This window comes from Thermosynechococcus sp. QS41, from assembly GCF_031583515.1.
GTDB lineage: Bacteria > Cyanobacteriota > Cyanobacteriia > Thermosynechococcales > Thermosynechococcaceae > Thermosynechococcus.
Genome location: NZ_CP134181.1, coordinates 1015935 through 1041637 on the forward strand (window position 1 = coordinate 1015935; position 25703 = coordinate 1041637).

Here is a 25703-nt window from a genome sequence, read left to right on the forward strand (position 1 = left end):
CAGTCACATTGTTTTAAGATAACTCAATTTTCTGACCCCTTGACGACCACGTATATCTAGTGTTCACTAGGGTTAAATCATTGCGCACTACACTAGATGTATAACCCCTAGGGGGTCGTTCTCCTTTTTAACTGGACAGGAACACGATGGTGGCACAACTCGCGGTTTCCGTTTCTGAGGCAGGCTTGCCCCTAACCTATGGTATTGAGGGAGTGGTGCAGGTGTTTACCTGTCGGCAGCGGCACTTTTTCACCACGGTCATGGCGCAAGCGTTGCGGGTAGCTGCTCAAGGCAGCAGCGTCATCATTGTTCAATTGCTCAAGGGGGGAATTCAAACGGGGATTGAACACCCGATTCAGTTGGGACAGCATCTCACGTGGTGGCGACCGGCGCTGCAACGCTGTTTAGGAGAAACGGACACCCTGACTCCTCAAGAAAAGGCGGCAGTACGTGAGCTATGGCAGCATCTGCAAACGACGGTGCAAAGGGGGGAGTATCGTCTGGTGGTCTTAGATGAGGTGAGTGTGGCCATTCAACTGGGGGTGCTGAGTGAAGCGGAGGTACTGGATTTTCTCCAGAATCGCCCACGTACTCTCGATGTCATGCTGACAGGACCTGAAATGCCAGAATCGCTGCTGGCGATCGCTGACCAAATTACACAGTTGCGGCGTTTAATTTAGGTTGGTTTAGGTCTAATTTAGGGCAGCAGAAACGGTCTCTAGCCACTCTAGCAAATACTCATTGACCAAATCGGGTTGCTCCTGCTGCACAAAGTGGCCACAGTAGTCCAAGTATTGAATTTTCAGTTCCTTGACGTAGGCTTCCGTGCCGTAGGTGAGTTCCATACCCAAGGTGGGGTCTTGGCGCCCCCAGAGCATCAAGGTTGGTACATCTAGGACGCCCCACTCCCGACTCCAGAGACTTTGCAACCCGGCACGGTAGTAGTTGAGCATTCCCGATAGGGCACCCCGTTGGGCGGCCGCATCCTGATAGCGGGCAATGTCCACCGCCCGAATTGCCTGCTGGTTCACCGCTGCCCAGCGAAAGATTTGGGCGATCGCTCCATAGCCCCCCCACTCCAAGAGCAGCTCCGGCAGCCACGGCAGTTGAAACAGCAGCATATAGCTACTGCGCAACCATTGCTCGAAACTCAACAGTTGAAACTTAGCAGGATGGGGACAGGCTAGCACACTCAGGGTTTGAATCCGCTGCGGCACCGCATAGGCCACGCCCCAAGCCACCATCCCTCCCCAATCATGCCCCACCAAATGACAGCGACGATAGCCAAGGCCGTCAATGACACCAACAATGTCGAGAATTAACTCGTCAAGAACATAGCTAGCGGTATCTTGGGGTTTATCGCTGAGATTATAGCCGCGCAAATCTAGGGCAACGACTTTGTGCTTTTCCGCCAAGACAGGAATTTGATGTCGCCAAGAGTACCAAAACTCGGGAAAGCCATGGAGCAGCAGCACTAACTCCCCTTCTCCTTGGGTGACATAGTGGAGACGAATCCCATTGGAGACAATAAACTTATGGATCCACGGGCCTTCAATCATATGCACCTTGGGGGCTGGCACTTTACCACTATAACCAAGGGAACGCCAAAGGATAGGGTTGCCCCAACCTCGAATATCAACCCCCCCAAGGAATGCGCCGTGAGGGTAATATGTGACCTCAGGAGTCAGAATGCTCCTCGTATAGGGGCAAAGCTTACAATTCTTACCAATTTTTAATAGGCAAGGGTTTCGAGAGCCTGACGCAGGTAAGCGGTAACGCAAGCATCAAGATCCGTGGGCTGCTCAACGACAACACTGGCCTGCTTTTCGCTCAGCCAACGCTGAAAACCCGAACTGTGGGCGATCGCCCGCTTCAGGGAGTTCCAAACCTCGGCGGAGGCTTGCGGATTGGGAACCGTAACGCTATCCATAGATACTCTCCTAGTCGGTTTGGAGTGAGGGCAAGGATTCACCTATGGTTCTACGATAGCGTAGGAAACTCCCCCTGTCTGTATGCCATGTTACGATTTATTTCACAATTGGCTCACAAATCAGAAAAAGACACGGTGTTGCAGGCAGGGCATTTGTTGACGCACTTGCTCAAGGCGGCTGGGTTCAATGGCCGCAATGGCGAGGCCGGGGCGATCGCCGGCATCCGCCAAAATGGTTCCCCAAGGGTCCACAATCATGGCATGGCCATGGGTTTGCCGCCGCGCATAGTGAATTCCCGTCTGAGCCGGTGCAATCACGTAGCAGGTATTTTCAATCGCCCGCGCTTGTAGGAGAACTTGCCAGTGATCCTTACCCGTGAAGGCGGTAAAGGCCGCCGGCACAAACAGCACCGTTGCCCCCGCTTGGGAGAGCGCGCGGTAAAGTTCTGGAAAGCGAACGTCGTAGCACACCGACAAGCCGATATTCCCCAGTTCCTTACTGGGATAGACAGAGGGCAACTGCCGTCCCGCTAGCACTGTGCCCGATTCGTGGTAGATATTGCCATCGGGCAAATCGACATCAAATAAATGTACCTTTTGGTAACGGCTCAATTCTTCTCCGCTAGGACCAATGAGGACTGCTGTGTTATAGACTTTGCCTGCAGTTGCTGGTACTGGGTAGCCACCCCCCACTAAGGTAATCTGAAATCGCTGCGCCATGCGTTTCAAAAAAGCCTCAGTCCGCTCAGCGATTGTTGCCGCTTGGGCGACCTTCTCGCGATCGTCACCGAGAAAAGAAAAGTTTTCTGGCAACCCTACAAGTTCTGCACCCCGTCTCACCGCCAGTTCAATCAATTCCTCTGCCTGTGCTAAATTTGCCTCAAGATTCGGCTGGCTCGTCATTTGTACTGCGGCAGCGAGATAGGATTTCATGCCCATTGAAAAAAAGACAGCAATCCCTCATTCTATCGTCACAATCTGCCTAGGGCAAGTCTAGCGAGAACGCAGGTTCCGGAAGATCGGATTGCGTTGGGTCGGGAGCTGATGCTCATGGGCAGTGCGGTAGGCCCAAAAGACATAGCCGGCAATAAAGAGGTTCAACAGCACGACTAGCAGTAGCTTGGGACCACTAATGGGATGCAAGCGCGGCGTTTTTTGCCGTGTTTTTTGGGGTAAGAATTGAACGGCCATGGCTGCTCTCAGAACGCAACAGTTCCAGAGTCCACCATCATTAGTCGTTGTTCACTCTCAATTTGTCTTCTCTGGCCAATAATGGCGACGTTCCGGTTGCCCCTACTATAGATCGCTACCCCATTCGCCACCCAGCATCTGAAATGTTTTTTAATGCCTAGTCACAAAACTACACTATCGCTCAGACGCCCCAACATGCCCCTAAAAAGCCATCCGCCCCCAAGGAAGGCCTTAGGAGCGGTCTGGTGGTTATCGTGGGTATCAACTGCTAGGAGAAGTGGCCTCCTAGGTGTGATTTCAAATCAACAGATGGAGAACAACTCTTCCCTAGAGCTGAGCTACTCCAAAACGACGACCCAAGCGTTTACTACTATCTGCCATGGGCATCACCTCCATCTCCCTGAACGGTAGTTTGCAAAACAACTGGCTTTAAGATAGCACACTCAAACGGTATTGTGGCAAGCGCTGGGCAAAATGAGCATGGCATCGCCAAAGGAATAGAAGCGGTACTGGCGATCGATGGCCTGTTGGTACAACTGAAGCAACCGTTCGCGGCCAATAAAGGCACTGACGAGCATCATCAAACTAGAGCGGGGCAGATGAAAGTTGGTAATGAAGCCCTCGACTATCTTGGGCTGATACCCCGGATAGATATAGAGATCACTCTTGCCACAAAAGGGCTGAAGGGTGCCGGATTGGGCTGCCGTTTCTAGGGAGCGAATAACAGTGGTGCCGACGGCAATAATCCGTCCTCCGTCAGCTTTGGCGGCCTGAATCCGCTCGACGGTAGCAGCCGGTACCTCAATCCATTCTTCGTGGAGATGGTGATGGCGAATATCGCTGGCCTCCACAGGACGAAAGGTGCCAATGCCCACGTGGAGCGTCAAAAAACAATGATCAATGCCGTGATAGGCCAACTTACTCAAGAGTTCGGGGGTAAAGTGCAAGCCAGCGGTTGGCGCAGCCACAGCACCGGGACGGCGAGCATAGACGGTTTGGTATTGTTCAGTATCTTCAATGGGGTTGTCAATGTAGGGAGGTAAGGGCACTTCCCCTAGGTGATCAAGATAGGACCACAGGCGATCGCCCGGCGGCAGGTCAAATTCAATCACCCGGCCTCGGGTCTCCTCATCAATGGCCTGTACCGTTGCTTGCAGTGTGCCGATTTGAATCACGGCTCCAGGGCGCAATTTTCGTCCCGGTTTGACAAGGGCTAGCCACTGGCGATCGCTCAATTCTTCGAGAAGAAACACCTCAACGGTACGGCCAGAGCCGCCCACTTTTTGACCCCTCAGCCGTGCCGGAATCACCCGTGTATCATTGAGTATTAGCAAATCCCCCGGTTGCAACAGTTGCGGTAGCTCATAGAAGTGGTGATCGGTAGCAGTCTCCTGTGCCACCACCATCAGGCGGGAATGATCGCGGGGAGAAACGGGCTGTTGGGCAATCCGTTCCGGAGGCAGGTGATAGTCGTAGGCGTCGAGGGAAAAATCGTCAGAACTCGGCATTATTGGGGTGGGGTCAACGGTGAGGGGGATGGCTCTACCACAGAGCGATTCATAGAAGTGATCACAGCCAGAAAGCCAAGGGCAGCGGTGGCAACGCCCACAGCCACCAGCAGTAGCAGCCACGCTTGGAAACGAGACCTTTGGGCTGGCGGCGGTTTAGGTTGGGGTTGAGGGGGTTCCACAATCTGGGAAACCGTCAGGTCGAGATCCGCTGGATCGGGTGGGGGGACGTAGCCCATTGTAATGTCTGTCACCTCTGGCAACTCCCCTTGACAAACAATATCGCTGTAGTCCAAGTCAATGACACCGGATGTATTCTTCACCCGACAGTGAATGAGCACCACCGTCACATTGTCATGGCCATTGAGGCGATTGGCAAGATCAATGAGTTGTTCAGCCGCAGCAGTGAGGGCAAGCTGACCTTGGAGCACAGGCAGGAGGTACTGTGGCCAGTAGGTTTCGACACGATTAAAATCACTGAGGCCGTCGGAACACAGCAAAAGAATTCCCTCTTCATCCAGTAAAAAGCGTTCTACTGTGGGGTGCAGATGCTGGGAGGGTGCCATCCCCAACGCTTGCACCAAGGAACCACCGTAGGGCAGCTCAAGGGCTTGATGGTAGGTACTCATCCCCAAGCGCACATCACGGCTGGCCACGTCGTCATCGAGGGTGAGCTGGTAGCAGCCCCAGCGGTTGATCCAGTAGGCGCGGCTATCGCCAATGTGGGCAAGGTAAAGATGGGCGTGTTCAATCAGGGCACCGACAACTGTGGTTCCCATGCGCTGGCGTTCGTGGCGCTGCTCCGTATCATTGCGTTGATTGATTGCATCATTGGTGCGGCGAATAGCGGTTTGAATCGCCTGTTCAACTGTAGCAGGGGACATCTCCAGCAGCTTGAGGGGGGTTAGCGTCTCCTCAAGAATGTCAATGGCCAAACCGGAAGCGACATCGCCCCCTTCATGCCCCCCGACGCCATCACACACGAGGGCGAGCACCTGTGATTGGCTCGTGAGATCGCGCTCTGGAAAGCATTTGTCCTCATTGCGAGTCCGACTAGGCCCTTGGTCGGAGCGGCTAGCAATATCGTAGTGGTACTCATAACCGAGGCTGTCGAGGGCCTGTTGAAAGAGGGTCTCTAGGGTGTCACGAATAAATTCAGGGGTGGTTTCCTGAGGATCCTGCATGTGTTGACACAGGATCGTGAAGGCCTGCTGAAAGTTTTCCCCTTGGTCGCTAAAACTGAAATGGGTTTGCCAGAATTTGCCAAGGTCAGTCAAGGTGGGATTATGGCCTGCTTGCAGTTGCAGCAGCCGCACAAGGGATCCCTCGGCTCGCAAAAGCTGGGGATTGAGCAGTGTGAGAGCCACATTTTCTGCCACCAAGGCTGGCCAAAGGGAGATGATTTGCCATAACCAGTTGAGGCGGCGTACTAAATTGGCTTTCTCCCAGATGGTGGTGAGGGGAGCGGCATGGGTGAGACCGGGGGCAACTTTGGCATCGGCAATGTCAATGCAACTGACGGGGGCATGCTCAAGGAGCAACAGTTCACCTTCAGGGAGGGAAAGGGCGCCAAATAATTCCGGGACATGGGGACGCTTGGGAAAGAGGCGCAGATAGGGACGGTAGAGCTGGGAGGTGTTGTCCACACTGGGCGCTGGCTCCCCCGGCAATAGGTCTAAGAGCAAGTGTTTGCCTTGCACTAGATAGCGATCGCCCAACAGTTCACCCACCCTGTAGGGATCCAAACCAGAACCGATCGCCCACAAGTAGCGTTTCAGGAGTGGCACCTGACAGTGGCAACACTCAACTTGGTGAATGGAATTTGCAGTGCCACACTCTGGGCAAATGAGATTAGGCGCAGGTGGATTCATCGCTTCAATCCTGAGGGGGCTGCCGCAGTCACAATCACCCGCAGCAGGTACGCACAACGTCTCTGATCCAGTAATTCGCTAGTCCATAGCAGCAGCGAATAGAATACATTCAATTCCCTATCCTAGCTTTTCTCCGGCAACAGCGGAATATCCCAGTGACAGCTCTTTGGCGATGGATCGAACACACTCAAAACGGTGAAAGCCCCTACAGAAGAAACTCACATCCCATATTTTAGACAAGGGCTTATTCAGCCCTGTCAACATCCCTGAGGTTGCCACGAACTATCAAGATAGAATTAGAATAATTAATCCGCGGTAAAAAGGATCACAATTAGTGATACAAACTTTTGTAAGTCTTGTTTTTATTTGCCAGAACGATTAAAAACGATAGACACAACTTTAGACATTATTTTAACAGTATATCTTGGCGAAAGAGGGGCACTATGGAGCAATTGAATTCAGGCTTAAATTTGCAAGCCTTGGTACAGGCTCAGTTAGTGACGATCGCTCCAAGGGGTTCCTTCAATGAGATTCTCCAAGGATTACAAAGCAACCAAGGATTGGGTTTAGTCGTCGAAGAGCAGGGACAGTTTCGGGGCTTGATCACCCAACGGGAAGTGATCCGTGCCCTTGGTAAGGGTTACTCGCCACAGGCGATCACGGCTGCCCAGATCATGCTGCCATCGGATTATTGCCTGCGCCTCAGTGATCTGGATGATCCACTGGCGATTTTAGGGCGTTTTCGCTACTTGGGCGTGGATGCCCTTGCCGTGGTCAATGAATCGGGACGGGTTGAAGGACTGCTGACCCGCCAAGCCTTTCGGGAGAGCCTGCGCCCTGTGGATCTCCTGCGAATTAAACGGGTGGCGGAGGTGATGGTACCCGATGTGGCCACCATTGCAGCGGAAGCTTCGCTACAGGAGGCCGCTGTCCTGATGACCGAACGGGGGGTCACCAGTTTAGTGGTTCCTGAGACATCCGCCTCGGGTGTGCTGCCGCGCGGCATTATTACGGAAAAGGATATTTTTGAGGCACTGCAGGGCCAAGGGGGAGTGCTCACAGGAACCGTTGGCAGTATTATGTCTCAGCCCGTGCTGACCGTGAAGCCCAATCAAAGTTTGTGGCAGGTGAATCATTTCCTCAAGGAGCACCAAGTGCGGCGGGTGGTGGTTGTGGACGATGATGGTCAAATGGTGGGGATTGTGACCCAAAGTAATCTTTTGGCGGCCATTGACATTACGGAAGCTCAAGGGGTGATTCAGGTGCTAACCCAAGAGCTCAATAAGGCCACGGCGGAACTGCGCTGGCAACTGTCACGGCAACAGGCGATTACGGTGGCGATTACGGAGAGCGAACAGCGCTATAACACTCTGATTAGTCATTTGCCCGTTGCGATCTATCGGCGCGATCGCGATCGCCTGTGGCGGTTTAGCTATGTTAGCGATCAGATTTATCACCTCACGGGTTACTTTCCCCAAGATTTACCGGATCTGCGCCAGATTATCCCAGCGCCGGATTTGGCCTTGGCGGAACGGGATATTGAACAGGCGATTCGGCAGCAGCGTGCCTACAGTACCACCTATCGTATTCAACACCGCGATGGTTGTTTCCGCTGGTTGAGCGATCGCGGGCAGCTAGATCCCCAGAGTCACATGCTCCATGGGGTGCTGTTAGATGTGTCGGAGCAACAGCGCACAGAAGAGCGGCTAAAAACTGCCCTAGAGCGGGAAATGATTGTCAGCACAATCATTCAGGACATTCGCCAGTCCATTCGCTTAGAGGACATTTTGCAGCGGGCAGTCACCAGTATTCAACAACTGCTTCTGAGCGATCGCGTGCTGATTTACCGCTTTTTAGCCGATGGCAGTGGCGTTGTGGAAGTGGAAGCCACCACCTCGCCGCAGTATTCAATCCTAGGTCAAGTGATTCACGATCCCTGTTTTAGTAAAGAGACAGCGCAGCGGTTTCTAGAAGGACGCACTGTAACCATTAGCGATGTCAATCAAGCGCAATTACAGGATTGCTACCGCGAGCTACTACTCAGCCTGCAAGTTCAGGCCAATCTCGTGGTGCCACTACTTCAGGGGCAAGACCTCTGGGGACTGCTGATTGCCCACCAGTGTCGTGGCCCTCGCCTCTGGCAGCGGGAGGAGCTGTTCCTACTGCAACGGATTGCTGAACCCCTAACAGTAGCACTGCAGCAGGCGGAGATGTATGCCGCGTTGGAAGCCGCCAATGCCAATCTGCAGCAGATGGTGTACATTGACAGTCTGACGGATATTGGCAATCGCCGCTGCTTTGATGAACTGTTTGCAAAGGAATGGCGACGCTGTCAGCGGGAGCAACAACCGTTAAGTTTAGTGATGCTGGATATTGATTGCTTCAAAGCCTACAACGATCACTACGGCCATTTGCAGGGCGATCAAATTCTCAAGCAGGTAGCAGAAATTTTAGAAAGCCATCTACAGCGGGCGGGGGATTTGGCCACGCGCTTTGGTGGGGAAGAGTTTGCCCTCTTGCTGCCCAGTACCGACCAAAGGGGAGCTATCCATATTGTTGAGAAGATTCAGGCAGCGCTGGCGGAGGCTAATATCACCCATGCTAAAAGTACCGTTGGGCCAAAGCTAACGGCCAGCTTTGGGATTGGAACGACGCTGCCCACTCCAGAGCATGAGCCAGCCATGTTGTTGCATCTGGCGGATCAGTGTCTCTACGAGGCGAAGACCCTTGGGCGCGATCGCTGGGTCGCCAAGGAACTATAGCGAAGTCAGAGGCAGATAAATACGCAACCATGCGCCGCCATAGTCGGGATGATTCGCCGCCTGCATATAGCCGCCATGGCATTCAACAATTTGGCGAGCAATGGCTAATCCTAGGCCACTACCACTACCGACGGGGGGCATCCGCCCTTCACTATCCGTAGGAATCACAAAGCGATGCCGCCGTGCCTGTGCCCGATAAAAGCGTTCAAACACATAGGGTAAGTCCTTGGGGGGAAAGCCACTGCCCGTATCAATGACTTCGAGACACAGATAGCCCCCCTCGCGATCGCTCAGCAGCCGCGTCAGCACTTGACCACCCACAGGGCCGTATTTAATGGCGTTGTCATAAAGATTGACCAGGAGCCGAAACAGTTGCGATTCATTGCCGCAGTAGGAAAATTGCTCTGGGCCTGTGTACTCGTGGTGAATGTTTTTAGCCGCAGCGAGGGGGGCGAGGGATTGCCACGCAGTATCAATGAGTTGGACAAGGTCAAGGGGATGCCGCTCAAGGCTATCGGCGGGAGTGTGACTCAGGCGGTTTAACTCTAGGAGTTCTTGAACAAGGAGGCTGAGGCGAATAATTTCCTCAAGGAGGCGATCGACCCAATCCCGTAAGGACTCCGGCACCCGTTGTTGTAGGGTTTCAGTCACCAAGCGCAGGGAGGTCAAGGGGGTTTTCAGTTCATGGGCGACATCCGCTGCCCAGCGATCGCGCTCATCCCGCAGCCGCACCACCTCTTCGCAGTCCTCAATAAATACACCCACATGCCCCTCGCCAAGGCAGAGTCCCCGTGCCCGCAGGGGTTTGCGCTTGGTTTGCCCCGTCGGTGTGAGGTAGGCATAGAGCCATTCCTGCTCCCGCATCGTTTCCTCTTGGCGCACCTCTTGGATGAGACAGTCCAATTCATAGGAGCGCACCAGTTCCAAAACAAGGCGGCCTTCGGGATGCACCAAACCAAGGAGCGATCGCGCCGCCTCGTTACAGCAGACCACGCAATTGGCCTCATCCACCTCCAAATAGGCAATGGGGGCATATTCAAGGAGCGTTTGACAGCGCAGCATTTTCTGACGGCAGCGTTCCTGTTCCTGAAGCTGTTGGCTGAGTAGGGTTCGCAAGCGTTGCCACGGTGAGGATTTGAAGGGGCGAGCCGCGTACTGCTCAAGGAGCGTCTCCAAAGCGTGTCGCACTTGCTGCCACTGCCAGAACCAGACCATTAGCCCCAACAGCAGGCCAACCCCAAAAAAGATCAACTCCATGCCTAAGTGTCAGAATCGCCTCTATTCTAGGATTATTCCGAGTTGGTTTGCCCTGTGATGTCATCACCCCTTTTGCGTGTGGAAGCACTTACCGTTGACTTTCGCCAAGCCGATCAAACCCTACGGGCAGTGGATGGCATTTCCTTTCGCTTGGAGCGGGGTCAGACCCTTGGCATTGTCGGTGAGTCGGGGTCAGGGAAGTCGGTGACCTGTTTGGCACTTTTGCAGTTACTCCTGCCGCCGGGACAGATCAGCCACGGCGAAGCGTGGTTTCAGCCAGAGCCAGAGGGGGAGGCCATTGACTTGCTGCGCTGCACCCCCCGCCAAATGCAACAGATTCGGGGTCGCCAAATCAGTATGGTCTTCCAAGAACCGATGAGTTCTCTCAATCCGGTCTATTCCATTGGCTTTCAACTGGCAGAGGCCATTGATCCGCAGCAACGACTGCCCCAAGGGCAATGTCAACAGCGGGCGATCGCTCTCCTTGAGCAGGTGCATCTTCTCAAAGCGGCAGCCCCCCTGGAGGAGAAAAAGCGGTTTCTCCGTCGCTATCCGCACCAACTCTCTGGGGGACAGATTCAGCGGGTCATGATTGCCATGGCCATGGCCGCTTCGCCAGCGCTTTTAATTGCCGATGAACCCACCACTGCCCTCGATGTCACTGTCCAAGCGGCGATCCTACGGCTGTTGCGGGAGTTGCAGCAGCAGTACCCTCTCTCATTGATTTTTGTCAGCCATGATTTAAATCTGATTGCGGAATTGGCGGATCAGGTCGTTGTCATGTACCAAGGGCAAATTGTTGAATCGGGGACAGTTCAGCAGGTCTTTCGTCACCCCCAACATCCGTATACCAAGGGGCTACTGGCTTGTCGTCCCCGCTTGGATCAGCGTCTGGCGATTCTGCCAACAGTGGCGGATTTTCTAGCGGCCACGCCCCCGCGATTAGAAGTGATTTCCGCAGCGCAGCAGCAGGAACGCTTGGCGCATTTGGCGAGCCAACCCCCCTTGGTGCGGGTTGAACATCTCTGGGTCAAGTATCCCGTGGCGGGCAAGCAGCGCTTTGTCACTGCCGTCAGGGATGTCTCGTTTACGATTCGCGCCGGGGAGACCCTTGGCTTGGTGGGGGAATCGGGCTGTGGCAAAACAACACTGGGACGGACCCTCTTGCGCCTCCTAGAACCCGCACAGGGAAAAATTATCTTTGGCGATCGCGACATCAGCCATTTATCGCCTCGCCAATTGCGTCCCCTGCGGCAACGGATGCAACTCATTTTCCAAGACCCCTATAGTTCCCTAGATCCCCGCATGACCATTGGCGAGTTGGTGGCAGAACCCCTGCGGATTCACCGCCGTCATCAGTCGCAACGGCAACACCAAGAGCGGGTGGCCTATCTCCTTGAACGGGTGGGCATTGACCCCCAAGCCCAGAATCGCTATCCCCATGAATTTTCCGGGGGGCAGCGGCAGCGAATTTGTATTGCCCGTGCCTTGGCCTTGAATCCTGAGTTTGTCGTTTGTGATGAGTCAGTGTCGGCCTTGGATGTGTCGGTGCAGGCGCAAGTCCTGAATTTGCTCAAAGAACTCCAGCGGGAGTTTCAACTGACCTACCTCTTCATTTCCCACGATCTCAGTGTGGTGAAATTCATGAGCGATCGCCTCATGGTTATGTACAATGGCGAAATTGTGGAAATGGGTGACGCGGAAACCGTTTACCAACAGCCACAGCACGACTATACTCGCACGCTAATTGCCGCGATTCCCCGTGGTCTTTCCCTTGAGGCAGCCTAGATGTCCCCCGCCCTTGATCTTGAGAATACCCTTGCCACCCTGCGCCCGCTTCTTTGGCAAGCCCTTGAGCAACTGCGCCAGTTTTACCGTCAGGTGCAGGATCTAGCGGTGCAGGACAAAGGCGGTGATCCTGTCACCCTTGCCGATGAAACGGTTGATTGCTTTTTGCGCCACGCCCTCCAAGCTCATTTTCCGCCGACGCAGTTTGGTTATTTAACCGAAGAGACCTACACCCCAGGGCAGCCCTTGCCCCAGCCCTACCAGTGGATCATTGACCCCCTCGATGGCACCTACGACTTTTTGCAGCAAACGGGGGAGTATGCGATTCACGTTGCCCTTGTCCATGAACATCGCCCTTGTTTAGCCGCTGTCGTCTGGCCAGAGCAGGAGGTGATCTACACTGCCATTGCCGGTGCAGGTGCCTATCGAGAGACGCGCCAAGGTGCGACGCGACTGCGGGTACAACCCCCCACTGAGGGGCAGTCGTTGCGGGTGGTGATGAGTCGGAGCCACGGCGGAGAGCGCCTACAGGCCTTTTTAAGAACCCTAGGATGCGTACAGCAAATTCCGATGGGGAGTATGGGCTGTAAAACGGCGAGTATTTGCCAAGGGGATGCAGATCTGTACGTCAACCTCACAGGGCGCAGTGCCCCGAAGGACTGGGATTTAGCGGCACCGGATTTGATCATGCAGGAGGCGGGGGGAGCCTTTACCTATGCCAATGGTGAGTTGCCCCGCTACAATCGCGCCGATGTGCAGCATTGGCCGCCCCTAGTGGTGTGTCATCCAGCTTTGAGTCGCACGGTGGGCGATCGCCTGCAAGCCTTTTTACACGAAAATCAAGGCTATTCTGGGAAATAGGCAAGTTCAGTCGCACAGAGGATAGGCCATGGTTTTTAATTGGTTTCGACGCAAGTTTGGTGGCAGTGGTGAGGAGCCATCGCCCCCTGCAGAAACCCCAACGGCAGCGCCATCCGCAGAATCCCCGCAATCTACAACTGAATCCACTGCTTCCCCCGGCATCCTCAACTGGGCAAAAACGGCACTCCAGTCGATTCAAGCGCGACAGCAATCGGAGAGTGCCGCGACGATTGAAACCATTGAAACCGCTGAAGAAACTCAAGAAACACCGCCTGCCGATGATGCCCCCGTTCCCGTCTCTATCGAGTCTGAAGAGACCGCTGTTGCTGAACCTGCCCCTGTCCAGCCCGTTGTGGAAGCTGAGTCGGTAGAACCAGACTCCTCCCTTGTCCTTGATGAGGGCTTTTTGTGGTCGGCGGAGGTGCTTGCCGCCCAAGGCCGGCGCCCAGAGGAGGTGGATATTGAGGAAATTACTTGGTTGCAACGTCTGCGCCAAGGTCTGGGCAAAACCCGTCGTGGCCTAGTACATCAACTGCGGGCGATCGTCGGCCAAGGCCCCTTAAGTCGGGATGCCGTCGAAGAAATTGAGATGCTGCTGTTGCAGTCGGATGTGGGGGTCAAGGCCACGGATCAGATTATTGCGGCGCTGCAAACAAAAATTCGCCAAGAAACACTCCCTGCCGATCAGGCGATCGCCTACCTGAAGGAAATTCTGCGGGACATTCTCGATCGCCCCTTTGAAGCCGGCTACCGCCGCGACTTTGCTCCGAAAAAAGGCACGCTGAATATCTGGTTGATTGCCGGTGTCAACGGCGTTGGCAAAACCACCACCATTGGTAAACTGGCCCACATTGCCACCCAGTCAGGCTATCGCTGTCTGATTGCAGCGGCAGATACCTTTCGGGCAGCCGCCACGGAGCAGGTGAAAATTTGGGGACAGCGCTCCGATGTCGAGGTGATTGCCAACCCCGGCAAAAATACCGATCCTGCTGCTGTGGTCTTTGATGCCATTGGCGCTGCCCAAGCCCGAGGCACAGAATTGCTGCTAGTGGATACCGCTGGCCGCTTGCAAAACAAGGCCAACCTGATGGAGGAACTCAAGAAAATCCGTCGCATCATTGATAAAAAAGCGGGTGATGCTCAAATTGAATCGCTACTGGTTCTCGATGCCACCCTCGGCCAAAATGGCTTGCGCCAAGCACAGGTGTTTGCAGAAGCAGCGCAACTCACTGGGGTGATCTTAACCAAGCTGGACGGGACGGCCAAAGGGGGAGTGGCCTTGGCGGTAGTGCAGGAATTGGGACTACCGATTCGCTTCATTGGTGCGGGCGAGGGCATTAAGGATCTGCGCCCCTTTTCCAGTTTTGAATTTGTCGAGGCCTTGCTCTCCAGTGAGGTGGAGGTGGCAGCATGAAGCTGGCCGATCGCCTGCGGTATTTCCAAGGCAATGTCTTTGACGCCATGGATCGGGCTAAGGCGGCGGTGGCGGCCACGGGACAGCCAATTGTTGATCTCTCCTTGGGGTCTGCAGATCTACCGGTAGCGGATCATATTCTTGCAGCCATTGAAGCCTCGGTGCGTGATGCCAGTACCTACGGCTATCAACTCTTTGCCAGTACAGCGGCCTTTCGACAGGCAGTGGCCACTTGGTTTGAACGCCGCTTTGGCCTCAGGGTAGATCCCGAGCGGGAAGTGCTGACGCTGATTGGTTCACAGGAGGGGACGGCGCACTTGCCCCTTGCAGTGATGAATCCCCAAGAGTATGCGCTAGTGCTTGATCCGGGGTATCCCTCCCATGCGGGGGGGGTGTATCTTGCGGGGGGACAACTGTATCCCTTGCGCTTGCGGGCAGAAAATCACTTTTTGCCGGATTTAGAGGCCATTCCGTTGCCGGTGCGAGAGCAGGCCAAACTTCTCATTCTCAGCTATCCCCACAATCCCACCACGGCGGTTGCGCCCTTGGACTTTTTCAAGACAGCAGTTGAGTTTTGCGATCGCCACGGGATTTTACTGGTGCATGATTTTCCCTACATTGATCTCGTCTTTGATGCGGAGCGGGCACCCTCGATCTTTGAAGTGGATCGCGATCGCCAAGTGGGCATTGAATTCTATAGCCTGTCTAAGTCCTACAACATGGGTGGGTTTCGCATTGGCTTTGCCATTGGCCGTGCCGACATTATTGCTGCCCTGCGCCAAATTAAATCGGTGATTGATTTTAACCAATACGCTGGCATCCTGCGGGGTGCGATTGCCGCCCTCACGGGAGATCAAACCTGTGTCCAGCAAACGCGGCAGATCTTTCGCCAGCGGCGTGATACCTTTGTCCAAGCGCTTTGCGACCATGGCTGGCCGGTGCCCCTCCCGCCAGCGACAATGTACGTGTGGGCAAAACTCCCTGACCCTTGGCAGCGGGATTCCCTGGGATTTTGCCAAGCCCTTGTTAAGGCAACAGGGATTGCCGCCGCTCCAGGCTCTGGCTTTGGTCAAGGGGGAGAGGGGTATGTGCGCTTTGCCCTCGTGCGCGATCGCCCCTGTTTAGAAGTGACGGCTGCCCAAATTGCCGAATTTAGCCAAACGGTCGTTCAGGTGTCGGGCGCTAATCACCCATGATCCATGCCAAGAGTAGGATCAGGCCGCCCCAAAGGAAAATTGCAGGAATATGAATGGAGCGCAACACCTCTAGGGGAGTTAAAACTAGCACCTCCGTAAAGAGATGGGTAACCATACAAAGAAGAATGAGCAAAATGATAAAGAACATGGCAACTCGCTCTAGGCATTGCCATAGATGGGAATCACGGCACCACTGATCGCAGCCGCTCCCTCGGAAATGAGATAGGCAATCAGGTCACCGATCGCCCGAGGACTCACCCAATTGACCGCTTGCGCTTCGCCCATCGCTGCCCGATTGGCAGGGGTATCGATAATGCTGGGAAGGATGACATTGGCGGTAATGTTTTTGCCTTTGGTTTCGGCAGCGATCGCCCGCGTGAAGGCCACGACTGCGGCTTTAGCAGCACAATAGGCAGCCAGTTCAGCCGCTGGTTCAACTGCACCCCGTGAGCCAATGGTGACAATGCGCCCATATTGCTGAGTCTGCATACGTTTGAGGGCGTGCTTACAAACCAAGAAGGTGGTCTCGACATTGAGGCGAAAACTCTGCTGCCAATCACTGAGGGCAAATTGTGCCGTTGCGCCCATGCTAAAGCCACCGACAAGGTGAACCACGGCATCCAATTGCGGCATGCGCTCCACGAGAGCGGCCACTTCACTTTCATTGTTCAAATCCGCTGCCACAAACCGCACGTTGGCCAACTCCGCTGCCGCCAATTGCTTTTCGAGGGCGTCTCGGGCAGCCGCATCAATGTAGGGCACCGTCAGCGTATAGCCTTGACTGAGGAGAACCGGCACTACCCCTTGACCGAGTCCGCCTGTGCCGCCTGTCACTAAAACCGCGCGATGGGCAAATCCCCTCATGGCTGATCCCTCGGTGTGAGTTGTCGTGCTCTGTAGAAGGTTTGCAAACTGTGGCGATCGCCAACGAATCGCCAGTGCCAAGGCTCATAACTCACCCCCTGCGGGTTATGACGGGGAAAGGACAGTTCAAAACTAAAACGCGCTGCATTTTTTTCCAGCCAGCGAAAGGCGGGGGTGTCCTCAAAAGTCTCCTTGAGATGGGTGTCTGGCCGGGCGCCATCGCCAATATCAATGGCATAGCCCGTATGGTGTTCGCTATAGCCGGGGGGCGCACTCACCAATGCCCGCTCACTTGCCCGTTGTGCCCGTTGCTCCTTGACCTCAAAAAAAAGATAGTCCTGATCCTGTTTGGAGCGAAATCCAGAGAGGGGCATCAACACCACCCCCTCCTGCTGCGCAGCGGCGACCATCGCCCGGAACCGTTCTGCTGCGGCTCGCCGTAATTTAATTTGGCCATCGGCACTCACCGGTTCAAGTTCTGAGAGGGGCGCCTCTTCATAGGGCAGATGTCCCAGCAGATTTTCTGTTGGCGTTAGCGTTGGCTCCGTTTCCGTAGCCGTTGGCGATTCCGTGGGACGATTGAGGAACCACACAGCTCCCACGCCCATTAGGCCCACAAGGACAAGGGTGCTGGCGATCGCCCACCCCCCTCGCCGAGGTTCTACTTTGCCCTGAGTGATTGGTTGTAGCCGCTCCGCAACAGGAATATCTTGATCCATGACGCAGTCCCCTGCCTTTTTATGAGAATAGACGATTTTTCCTAGGGCTGGGCATACAGTTGCCAGTAGTTCCAGTAGTTCTCCAAGACACTCTTGACATAGCCATAGGTCTCAGGAAAGGGAATCGATTCCACAAAGCGATCGCTATCGGTCATATCAAAACGCTGCAACCACTGATTGACATTTCCCGGCCCGGCATTGTAACTGGCCAAGGCTAAGAGCGTGTTTTGATTGTACTGATTGTGGGTGTAGTCAACGTACCATGTGCCCAAGCGGATATTGTCCTCTGGATCCACAAGGGAATAGCTCTCTAGGTTCAACTTTTCGGCAATCCAAGCAGCCGTCTCTGGCATCAACTGCATCAACCCCGTTGCCCCCACCACTGAGCGGATCTGCTTTTCAAAGCGAGATTCTTGGCGAATCAAGGCCATCACCAATAGAGGATTTAAGTTGCGAGCTAGGGACCACTTTTCCACTAATTCCCAGTAGGGCAGGGGGTAAAGGGCATACCAGAAGCGGACATCGCGGCGAATGGGCGCAAAGAACGTTGCCACCTCCGGTTCACTGGCTGAGCGCGTAAACAAGTTTTGCAGCATAAAGATGCCATCGAGGTATTCCCCAACGCCAAGGCGAATCAGGCCATCAGTGAGTTGTTCTGCCGCTGTCGGTGTCACCCGATTGTGGAATTCCCACTGCCAGCGCTGCCAAGCCTCCTGAAATTGCCGCAGCAGGTACAGTTCGCGTAGGGTGGCACTCCCCGTGGCCAAGGGAAGGAGGGGCTTGCGATCGCTCGCCACTGAGGGTCGCTGTTGTCGCAGGGTTGTAAAGGTGCCCACGGGTTTCTTGAGCAGACTGGCGGCTCGCCAAGCATAGTAGGTGTGGGGATAGCGCTCCGTAAGCCATTGCCAGGTTTGGCGCTGCCCTTGGGGTTGTCCTGCTTCCCCTTGCCATTTTCCTTGCCAAAAGGCGGCTCGCGGTGCCAGCTCACTCTCAGGGTTCAATCTGAGAATTTCGCTAACCCACTGTTGTGCCTGAGACCACTGCCGTTTTTGGGCAGCCCCTTGGGCCAGTTGCCAGCGCAGTTCCGCTGCGGCGCTGCTTTGGGGATAGGTCTTGAAGAGTTGTTGTTGGCTTTGTTGTGCCCCCTTGGTGTTGCCTAGTTCCTGATGAGCTTGGTACTGTGCCAGAAGGGCATCGGCAGCGATCGCGGGTGCTTGATTTTGCCTCGCTAACTGAAGACACTTGGCCAGCAAAGGGAGACGCTCCGCCGGTGTTTTGACTAAACGGGCAAGGCGCAGTTGGGCAAGGGCTGCTTCGGAACTTTGGGGAAAGCGGTTGATCAGGGCTTGATAGGCGGCGATCGCCCCAGAGGTGTCCTCACTCAGTTGGCGTCCCCGGCCCACCCGATAGAGATTCAAAGGGGTTGGTGGTGCCTTGGCATAGGCCGCTGCTGCCCGAGCATACTGCATTTTCTCCCAATAGCCAAAGGCGATCGCTTCCCAATCGGCGGGCGTCAGTTGATCGGCGTAGCGCTGCCGCAAAATTTCAAGGTAGGTGCCGTATGCCTTAAGAAAGAGGCCGTGGCGTGCCACCAGCTTCAGGTAGGGCACTTGATCGGGATTTTTCTCTAACTGTTGCGCCACATAGTTGACGACGGCAGGATGCTGTGGAAAGCGTTCGATCGCCTTTTGCGGTTGATTGAGGCTCAGGAGTGCCACTGCCGCTTCAGGTTCACTGCCATACTCCCGTAGCAACTGTTCCCACGTTTCCTTCGCCTTGCGGTTATCTCCCCGTTGCCGATAGGCCTCCGCTCGCAGCAGGAGAATGGGTGCGGCCATGGGACGGTAAGTCTGCTCAAGATCTTGGAGCCACTGAAGTGCAGCTTGGGGTTGCTGTTGACTCAGGCTTTCTACGGCCAGAAGATAGCGGGCGCGATCGCGCTTGAGGGGATCCGCAGACTCTGCCCATTGCTTTAACTCTTGCGGACTTTGGGGCGGCGCTTCAACAGTCAGCGTGTAAAGGGGCGAAGGCGATCGCCAATGGTACCAACTGAACAGCCCACCGCCAACCATCAGTGCCGCCAACAACAGCGACACCAGCCAAGGCCGTATGCCTCGCCGCTGCTTTCGTTTTGGGAGTGATTTAACCATAATTTGCAATTCCAGCCAGCAACCCCGCTCTCCAATCTCCACAGTAAACTAGGGAGTACAACCCTATTCTTATTAAGTATGTGGCGGTCTTGGATGCAGCAGTGGCAACTGGGTGCTAGCGAGGGGCGATCGCGCTGAAGGAAATCGAATTAACGACCTCACCCGCACATCGCCCTCCACTATGGCAATCTATGAAAAGATAAACCAACAATCGTAAACTTCGATGCCCCCTATGCCACGAATGGTCTGGATTGTGATTGGCTGCAATTGCCTGATTGCGCTAATTGCCCTGTGGTTGGCATGGCAGTTGGTCAAGCTGCGCCAGATTCTGCGGGGGGTGTCCCGTGCGCTACTAGATGCGGAGCGGAGTACCCACGGGGTCTTAGGCGGTGCCCCTGAGGTGATTATCATTGGCCAGCGGGGGGTGTCGGGCTTGCGATCGCAATTGCCCAAATGGCGGCGGCAACAGCGCAATGTTCGTCTGTTTTTAACCTTGATAAGCTGGATAGGGCGACATGGTATCCGCCTGCAAAGGAGAAAGCGATGAGTCAGCAACAGGGTGGCGGTGGTGCTTTTTGGGGGGGACTGCTCCTAGGGAGCGCGATCGGGACAGTCGTGGGGCTGTTGATGGCTCCCCGCTCTGGCAAGGAAACCCGACAACTCCTGCGCAAATCCGCTGATGCCCTGCCCGAACTGCTCGAAGACATTACTGCGAGTTTTGAGCAACATCGCGATCGCCTCTCAGAAACCACCCAAGAACGCTGGCAAGCCACCTTAGAACGGCTCAAGGAAGCGATCGCCGTCGGTATCGAAGTCACGCAGCAGCAGCGGCAAACCCTGCGGCGCGAAGCCAATGGCATGGCCTTGAGTGACCCTGATGAAGAGGATGCTGTCAATCAATAGCCTGCGGTGGGTCATGAGTCAAGAAATCATGAGCCAAGATAATGAGGAGTTATCCCTTTATCAAACAATCTCGACCGAGGGAGAACCCACCGAGATTTTCCAAACAAAACGTAATACAATCTTGCCATCACGTTTTTTGGTAACAGCACTGTTACAACCAACAGGATTCAAAGAAGGGGTACACCATCGTGGGAGTATTTAGTCGCCTATCACGAGACATCGGCATTGACTTGGGCACAGCCAACACCTTGGTTTATGTGTCTGGGCGGGGGGTGGTTTTAGAGGAACCGTCCGTTGTTGCCATTGATCAAAATACCAAACAACCCCTTGCCGTTGGCGTTGAAGCAAAGCGAATGCTGGGACGGACACCGGGCAATGTGGTGGCCGTACGTCCCCTGCGGGATGGCGTCATTGCCGATTTTGAGCGTGCCGAACTCATGCTGAAGCACTTTATGCGCCAAGTGCACGGCGGTAAGAATTTGTTTGCCCCCCGTGTGGTGATTGGTATTCCCAGCGGCGTTACCGGTGTCGAACGCCGTGCCATTGAGGATGCTGCGCGGGGTGCTGGGGCACGGGAAGTGCATTTGATTGATGAACCCGTCGCCGCCGCCTTTGGTGCGGGTTTACCCGTGGAAGAACCGACGGGCAACATGATTGTGGACATTGGTGGTGGCACGACCGAAGTGGCGGTTCTCAGTTTGCAGGGCACCGTTTTGAGTGAATCCGTCCGCGTTGCTGGGGATGAAATTTCTGAGGCGATCGTCCAGTATTTGAAAAAAGTACACAACCTGATCATTGGTGAACGCACGGCTGAGGAGATCAAGATTCGCATTGGCTCTGCCTACCCCAATGACAGCTATGACTCCGAATCCATGGAAGTGCGGGGGCTGCACCAACTCTCTGGCCTACCACGCACAGTTACGGTCAAAGCAGAAGAAATTCGCGAAAGCATGGCTGAACCCCTCTCGGCGATTATTGAAGCCATTAAACGCACCCTTGAGCGGACGCCCCCAGAACTAGCCGCAGACATTGTCGATCGCGGGATTATGCTGGCTGGCGGTGGTGCTCTGCTACGGGGTCTCGATACCCTGATTAGCCATGAAACGGGCATAGTTGTTCACGTAGCAGCGGATCCCCTGCGGTGTGTGGTCATGGGTACCGGTCGGGTACTGGAAAACTTCAAAGACCTCGCTCGTGTCTTTTCCACACAATCGGCAGTGATTGGTTAAGGATCAGCAGCTATGGCTTTTCTGCTGCGCTGGTGGGGACGATATGCAGGTGGCTTAGTCCTTGTTGCTTTGGTACTCACAAGTGCTTGGATTTTGCGCGAGACCAATGGGGCAGCGATTCGTGAACTGTACCGCCTTCTTAGTTTGCCCTTTCAAGGCACAGTGGACGATCAGCAAGCCTTGATTCAAGCCCGTACGTGGCAACTGGAGCAGCAACTGGCAGCGGTTCAAGCGGAAAACCAGCGGTTGCGGCAAATGCTGAATGCACCGATGCTGGCCAATTTCAATGGCCGCGTTGTGCCGGTGATTGGTCGCAGTTCCGATCAGTGGTGGCGATCGCTCCTCTTGGGGGAAGGCAGTCGTCAGGGTCTCACCATTGGTTCAGTCGTGGTGGGCAACGGGGGCCTTGTGGGGCGCATTACCAGCATTACTCCCAATACCAGTCGGGTGATGTTGCTCACGGATCCCGCCAGTCGAGTGGGGGTTGTGGTGGGTCGGACGCGGCAGATGGGGATTCTGCGGGGACAACTCAACCAGCAGGTGATTGTCGAGTTTTTAGAGAAAGACCCGAAGGTACAGCCCAAGGATGTCCTCTATACCTCAGCCTTGAGTAGTCTCTATCCGGCAGGCATTCCCATTGGTGAGGTGCAATCGGTGGAACTGAGCGATCCCACCCGTCCCCATGCCACCGTTATTCTGGGCGCACCGATTGATCGCCTTGAGTGGGTCACCGTCATTCCCTATGCTGAACCGACAGACACGTTTACACCGAACTAGCCTCAACGCGCTGATTACCATTGGCTCTGTGGGACTTTGTGCCCTGCTGAGCTTTATTCACTTACCCAACCTGCATCTATTGGTGCCCGACTGGTTTTTAATCTGGGTGGTGGTGTGGAGTGTCAAGCGATCGTGGTGGCAAGGGGTACTGGCGGGTATTGCCCTTGGCTGGATTCAAGATGGCTTGGTCAGTGCTCATCCTAGCCACGCAGTCAGCTTAGCTTTGGTGGGAGGGCTGACCGCCCTGATGCAAAAGCAGCGCTTTGTTTCTGAGGATTTTATTTCGGTTGCTTTGATTACCTTTGCAATGGCCATTCTTCAGCAAACGGTCATGGCAATGCAAATGAGCCTTGGCAGTGGCTTTCCCCTCGAGGAGATTTGGCAGCACCATCGGCAAGTCGCGCTTAGTTCAGCCATTATGAGTAGTCTTTGGGCACCCTTGCTCTATGCCCCCCTGAATCGCTGGTGGACGTGGTTGCGACAGCAGGAGTAGAGAGCGCAACAATAAACCCGCCTCATGCCCAACTTGCGGCAGCCACTACTCAATCGCTGCTTGCACTTCACCCATAAAGCCGAATGCCCATTCGATGCCCCTGTTTGAGCTTGCCCACCTTTTTGAAGTTCGCCTCAGATGCGCCAGACATTTCTGTTGCCCTTTCACCTCATCACCGTTGTACACGCTGAAGTCATCCAAGACGAGTACCCCTGCAAATCCCTCACCTAATAGGGTCTCTAACTCTGCTCGTAAACGGCTGCCCGCCGCGTGGAATCAGCAAAATCCCCAGTCTCCGAGTGCTTCTACCGTTGGCTTCACGCTTTCTGCTGCTCTGGCATTCGTCTGTTGCAGTATCCCCACTCGGACAGTCGGCGTTCTGAGCGTTTATGAAGGTCACTGAATGGTGGTTTTGATGAAATTCAACTGAAGTTGTATAGCTACTCCAATAAGGAATGAGATATCATCCAGCACAATACTTGCGAATCACCTCATCAATCGAACTGTTTGACCCTGCATACATCCGCGCTCGCTTCAACGCACTAAAGTTGTGCTCAATCACATTCAAATCAGGAGAGTATTTCGGTAAAAATAACACCTCGTGACCCGCCGCTTTCGCCACTGCCTGAATCACCCCTTTTGGATGAATCGGTGTCTTTCTGGTATCTATACCGTCCTGCGACTACACTCTCTCTTTTCTGACGCTTCCCCGCTCGCTCTCCATCAATTCGTTGGCCTTGCGCTGACCACCCATACTCACACTCTACTCGAGAGTCAAACCCCGTCTCATAGACTACCGTTTCCTCCCCATGGCTCTCTACCCATGTGTCGAGCTGCTGTTGATACGCTTGCCGCTCTTCTTCACACCGTTCTTGGTAACGCATCTGTTTTTTTTCGGGTGATGCCCATCTGGGCGAGGGCATAACTAATGGTGGAAACTTGAACGCCAAATCGCTGGGCACGGTCGATTAAACGGTCATCGGGATGGGCAGCAACATCGGCTGCTAAGGCCGCCCAATCCAGCTTCCAAGGACGACGGGGGACAACTGTGGGGGCTAAGTCCTCTCGCTTCAGCCAGCGATGGATAGTGGCGCGGCTCACCTGAAAAATTTGAGTCGCTTCACTGATTTTGCCACCTTGCTTGATATAGGAGACAACCCGCTCTCGTCAGTCCAAGCTATAGCTCATATTCTTGAGTAACATTCATGACGCTTTGAGTATAGCCTATCCCTCTTGAAAATATCTCATCTCCTTTCGAAATGGCTATATTAGTCGCACCCGATTTTCAGTACTAGCTCAATATATCCAGCAACAATCTGAGATTGAGTGACTGCTCCCTCCGGTCGCCCGCCGCCTCACCACCACCTAACTGTTTTGCGGTATAGACGGAGCACTGCGGCGAATTTTGGTAGATTTATATTTCTTAATACTTATAATTTCTTAACGTAAATTTACAATATTCCCAAGTGCCGATAACGTCATGGTTTCCGTGATCTAAATCACATCTAAAAGCGCTTTTACGTGGAATTACGCATGATCCCCAAGTTGCGAAGTTCATAGAATAATAACGTACAGTAAATCAATCCTTAACGAGCAGCTATATCCCCTGTTGATCCCCCACAAAATTTGCCCATGGGTGGAAGTGGACAGCGGGAAATCAATAGATGCTGACATAAGTAATTGGGGGAACACAACATGACAAAATTATTGCCCGTTACTGCCTACACAATTCGCCGTCTGTTGCGGCAATACCAAGGGCAGCTCAAATCCGTGGTGGTGGAAGGGGCTTGCTTAGTTGCTGATCCCGAAGCAGACTTGAATGCGGTGCTCGAGAGCCTTTATTTAGATGAGGAAGAAGTCTGCACCCAAGTGGCTGAAATTGAGAAGCTGATGATGACCCATCAACTGCTGTTGAAAGCAGGGGCAAAAGAGCAAGCAGCAGCCATCGAAGATCAAATCCTCTGGATTTTTGGCCTGAAGCGGATCAAGAATCAAGCCACCCAAGAAGCAGCCCCTGCAATGCCGATTATGATGGCCGTGGGCATTTAAGGCCCCGCAAAAATGGCTTCCTCCACCTCGGCACGGGGGCAGGAGTACTTAAAAGAGCGCTGAATCACACTGCCCTCAAGGCGATCGTGATAGACCACCTGTAGCTCCTCAATATCCAAGCAAATCCGAGCTGACCACTGGGGATACTCTAACTCCCAACAGTGGATATCCGTTTCGTCCCGCACACAGCCCTTTTGCTGTAGCCATGCTTCAATTTGCGGCAGGGCATGGTTGTAGAGGGGGGTTTGGGGATTAGGCAGAGTGTTCATCCAAGTTCTGAGATGCGACTGACAATTTGCAAGATCCATTCTTGCCCCTGTTGGGACAAACCGACAATTACCGCCAGAACCAGACAGCCGACAAACGTGACCCCCAAGATAAACAGAGCAAATAGCTCCCCCGGCGAGAGGGGGCGATCGTCGGGTGGCACAGCAGTAGAGCGAACAGACCCCTGAGAGCGAGAAGAGGCACCTATCCCCATCGTGCTTGACTGTTTTGACTGTGCTCGCAGGCGTAATTGCAAGTCATACCACTGCCGCTGCTCTGGATTGGTCAGCACTGCGTAGGCCTCATTGAGGCGATGAAACTCCTCGCGGGCGATCGCCACCGGCAACGTCGTCGTATCAGGATGGTAGAGCTTACTCTTTTCTCGATAGGCACGGCGAATCTCCGCCAACGAGGCCGTGGGTGCCACCTCGAGAATGTCGTAGTGGGTTCGCGACGGGGACAGATGTGCCATGG

The 25703-nt window shown here is 54.4% G+C and carries 25 protein-coding genes and 2 pseudogenes; 12 read left to right on the top strand and 15 right to left on the bottom strand.

Annotation, left to right across the window (positions count from 1 at the left end):
• Nucleotides 1-146: 146 nt before the first annotated feature.
• A complete protein-coding gene (locus tag RHJ80_RS04780) occupies nt 147-680 on the top strand; it encodes a P-loop NTPase family protein (RefSeq protein WP_310801573.1) in 534 nt (177 codons plus the stop codon).
• A 12-nt stretch (nt 681-692) separates the two neighbouring features.
• On the opposite strand, the gene RHJ80_RS04785 is transcribed toward RHJ80_RS04780, so the two are convergent.
• From RHJ80_RS04785 to RHJ80_RS04810, 6 genes are all read right to left on the bottom strand, one after another.
• A complete protein-coding gene (locus RHJ80_RS04785) occupies nt 693-1559 on the bottom strand; it encodes an alpha/beta hydrolase (protein ID WP_310801574.1) in 867 nt (288 codons plus the stop codon).
• Between the two features lie 173 nt (nt 1560-1732).
• Nucleotides 1733-1930: a hypothetical protein gene (locus RHJ80_RS04790; protein ID WP_206201295.1), complete on the bottom strand. Its 198-nt coding sequence runs from the start codon at nt 1928-1930 to the stop codon at nt 1733-1735.
• Between the two features lie 120 nt (nt 1931-2050).
• On the bottom strand, nt 2051-2863 hold the full coding sequence (locus RHJ80_RS04795; protein WP_310801575.1) for a carbon-nitrogen hydrolase family protein: 813 nt from the start codon (nt 2861-2863) through the stop codon (nt 2051-2053).
• Nucleotides 2864-2923: 60 nt separating this feature from the next.
• Complete coding sequence (locus tag RHJ80_RS04800; protein ID WP_206201297.1) at nt 2924-3121, bottom strand: hypothetical protein; 198 nt, start codon at nt 3119-3121, stop codon at nt 2924-2926.
• Nucleotides 3122-3564: 443 nt separating this feature from the next.
• On the bottom strand, nt 3565-4629 hold the full coding sequence (queA, locus tag RHJ80_RS04805; protein WP_206201298.1) for a tRNA preQ1(34) S-adenosylmethionine ribosyltransferase-isomerase QueA: 1065 nt from the start codon (nt 4627-4629) through the stop codon (nt 3565-3567).
• A complete protein-coding gene (locus RHJ80_RS04810) occupies nt 4629-6500 on the bottom strand; it encodes a serine/threonine-protein phosphatase (RefSeq protein ID WP_310801576.1) in 1872 nt (623 codons plus the stop codon). The genes queA and RHJ80_RS04810 overlap by 1 nt, the downstream gene beginning before the upstream one ends.
• Before the next feature lie 443 nt (nt 6501-6943).
• Between RHJ80_RS04810 and RHJ80_RS04815 the strand changes: the two genes are divergently transcribed.
• The gene (locus RHJ80_RS04815; RefSeq protein WP_310801577.1) at nt 6944-9262 is read left to right on the top strand and encodes a diguanylate cyclase domain-containing protein; all 2319 of its coding nucleotides are present in this window, start codon (nt 6944-6946) and stop codon (nt 9260-9262) included.
• On the opposite strand, the gene RHJ80_RS04820 is transcribed toward RHJ80_RS04815, so the two are convergent.
• The gene (locus RHJ80_RS04820; protein WP_206201301.1) at nt 9257-10519 is read right to left on the bottom strand and encodes a PAS domain-containing sensor histidine kinase; all 1263 of its coding nucleotides are present in this window, start codon (nt 10517-10519) and stop codon (nt 9257-9259) included. The two genes, RHJ80_RS04815 and RHJ80_RS04820, sit on opposite strands and share 6 nt — an antisense overlap.
• A gap of 57 nt (nt 10520-10576) precedes the next feature.
• Between RHJ80_RS04820 and RHJ80_RS04825 the strand changes: the two genes are divergently transcribed.
• From RHJ80_RS04825 to RHJ80_RS04840, 4 genes are read left to right on the top strand one after another with little or no spacing between them, the layout of a single operon-like run.
• Nucleotides 10577-12307, top strand: coding sequence for an ABC transporter ATP-binding protein (locus tag RHJ80_RS04825; protein ID WP_310744896.1), 1731 nt, complete (start codon nt 10577-10579; stop codon nt 12305-12307).
• Nucleotides 12308-13168, top strand: coding sequence for a 3'(2'),5'-bisphosphate nucleotidase CysQ (locus RHJ80_RS04830; RefSeq protein WP_302678997.1), 861 nt, complete (start codon nt 12308-12310; stop codon nt 13166-13168).
• A gap of 28 nt (nt 13169-13196) precedes the next feature.
• The gene (gene ftsY / locus RHJ80_RS04835; protein WP_206201304.1) at nt 13197-14582 is read left to right on the top strand and encodes a signal recognition particle-docking protein FtsY; all 1386 of its coding nucleotides are present in this window, start codon (nt 13197-13199) and stop codon (nt 14580-14582) included.
• Nucleotides 14579-15778, top strand: coding sequence for an LL-diaminopimelate aminotransferase (locus RHJ80_RS04840; protein ID WP_310801578.1), 1200 nt, complete (start codon nt 14579-14581; stop codon nt 15776-15778). The genes ftsY and RHJ80_RS04840 overlap by 4 nt, the downstream gene beginning before the upstream one ends.
• On the opposite strand, the gene RHJ80_RS04845 is transcribed toward RHJ80_RS04840, so the two are convergent.
• The 4 genes from RHJ80_RS04845 to RHJ80_RS04860 are packed head-to-tail and all read right to left on the bottom strand — an operon-like array spanning nt 15765 to nt 19511.
• Entirely contained in the window at nt 15765-15926 is a 162-nt protein-coding gene (locus tag RHJ80_RS04845) for a hypothetical protein (protein WP_310801579.1), read from the bottom strand. The genes RHJ80_RS04840 and RHJ80_RS04845 overlap by 14 nt on opposite strands.
• Nucleotides 15927-15937: 11 nt before the next feature.
• Nucleotides 15938-16642 (bottom strand): 3-oxoacyl-ACP reductase FabG, encoded by a 705-nt coding sequence (fabG, locus tag RHJ80_RS04850; protein ID WP_206201306.1) that lies wholly within the window; start codon nt 16640-16642, stop codon nt 15938-15940.
• Nucleotides 16639-17361: a M15 family metallopeptidase gene (locus tag RHJ80_RS04855; protein ID WP_302678998.1), complete on the bottom strand. Its 723-nt coding sequence runs from the start codon at nt 17359-17361 to the stop codon at nt 16639-16641. The genes fabG and RHJ80_RS04855 overlap by 4 nt, the downstream gene beginning before the upstream one ends.
• Before the next feature lie 41 nt (nt 17362-17402).
• A complete protein-coding gene (locus tag RHJ80_RS04860) occupies nt 17403-19511 on the bottom strand; it encodes a transglycosylase SLT domain-containing protein (RefSeq protein ID WP_310744170.1) in 2109 nt (702 codons plus the stop codon).
• 232 nt (nt 19512-19743) lie between these two features.
• Between RHJ80_RS04860 and RHJ80_RS04865 the strand changes: the two genes are divergently transcribed.
• The 5 genes from RHJ80_RS04865 (at nt 19744) to mreD (ending at nt 22913) form a co-directional block, all read left to right on the top strand.
• Complete coding sequence (locus RHJ80_RS04865; protein ID WP_302676622.1) at nt 19744-20058, top strand: hypothetical protein; 315 nt, start codon at nt 19744-19746, stop codon at nt 20056-20058.
• Complete coding sequence (locus RHJ80_RS04870) at nt 20055-20414, top strand: YtxH domain-containing protein (RefSeq protein WP_206201310.1); 360 nt, start codon at nt 20055-20057, stop codon at nt 20412-20414. Before RHJ80_RS04865 ends, RHJ80_RS04870 begins: the two co-directional genes overlap by 4 nt.
• Before the next feature lie 188 nt (nt 20415-20602).
• The gene (locus RHJ80_RS04875) at nt 20603-21643 is read left to right on the top strand and encodes a rod shape-determining protein (protein WP_310801580.1); all 1041 of its coding nucleotides are present in this window, start codon (nt 20603-20605) and stop codon (nt 21641-21643) included.
• A gap of 12 nt (nt 21644-21655) precedes the next feature.
• Nucleotides 21656-22420, top strand: coding sequence for a rod shape-determining protein MreC (mreC, locus tag RHJ80_RS04880; protein ID WP_302676619.1), 765 nt, complete (start codon nt 21656-21658; stop codon nt 22418-22420).
• Nucleotides 22386-22913, top strand: coding sequence for a rod shape-determining protein MreD (gene mreD, locus RHJ80_RS04885; RefSeq protein ID WP_310801581.1), 528 nt, complete (start codon nt 22386-22388; stop codon nt 22911-22913). Before mreC ends, mreD begins: the two co-directional genes overlap by 35 nt.
• A gap of 45 nt (nt 22914-22958) precedes the next feature.
• Here the strand turns inward: mreD and RHJ80_RS13175 are convergent.
• Nucleotides 22959-23129: pseudogene (locus RHJ80_RS13175) on the bottom strand (hypothetical protein); the annotation flags it as partial.
• Nucleotides 23130-23376: 247 nt separating this feature from the next.
• Nucleotides 23377-24059, bottom strand: a pseudogene (locus RHJ80_RS04890) (IS630 transposase-related protein).
• Between the two features lie 549 nt (nt 24060-24608).
• On the opposite strand from RHJ80_RS04890, the gene RHJ80_RS04895 reads away from it, so the two are divergent.
• Nucleotides 24609-24962, top strand: coding sequence for a hypothetical protein (locus RHJ80_RS04895; protein WP_206201314.1), 354 nt, complete (start codon nt 24609-24611; stop codon nt 24960-24962).
• On the opposite strand, the gene RHJ80_RS04900 is transcribed toward RHJ80_RS04895, so the two are convergent.
• Together RHJ80_RS04900 and RHJ80_RS04905 are read right to left on the bottom strand one after the other, a co-directional pair.
• Nucleotides 24959-25231 (bottom strand): DUF3143 domain-containing protein, encoded by a 273-nt coding sequence (locus tag RHJ80_RS04900; protein WP_149817855.1) that lies wholly within the window; start codon nt 25229-25231, stop codon nt 24959-24961. The genes RHJ80_RS04895 and RHJ80_RS04900 overlap by 4 nt on opposite strands.
• Entirely contained in the window at nt 25228-25701 is a 474-nt protein-coding gene (locus RHJ80_RS04905) for a J domain-containing protein (protein ID WP_310801582.1), read from the bottom strand. Before RHJ80_RS04905 ends, RHJ80_RS04900 begins: the two co-directional genes overlap by 4 nt.
• Between the last annotated feature and the right edge of the window lie 2 nt (nt 25702-25703).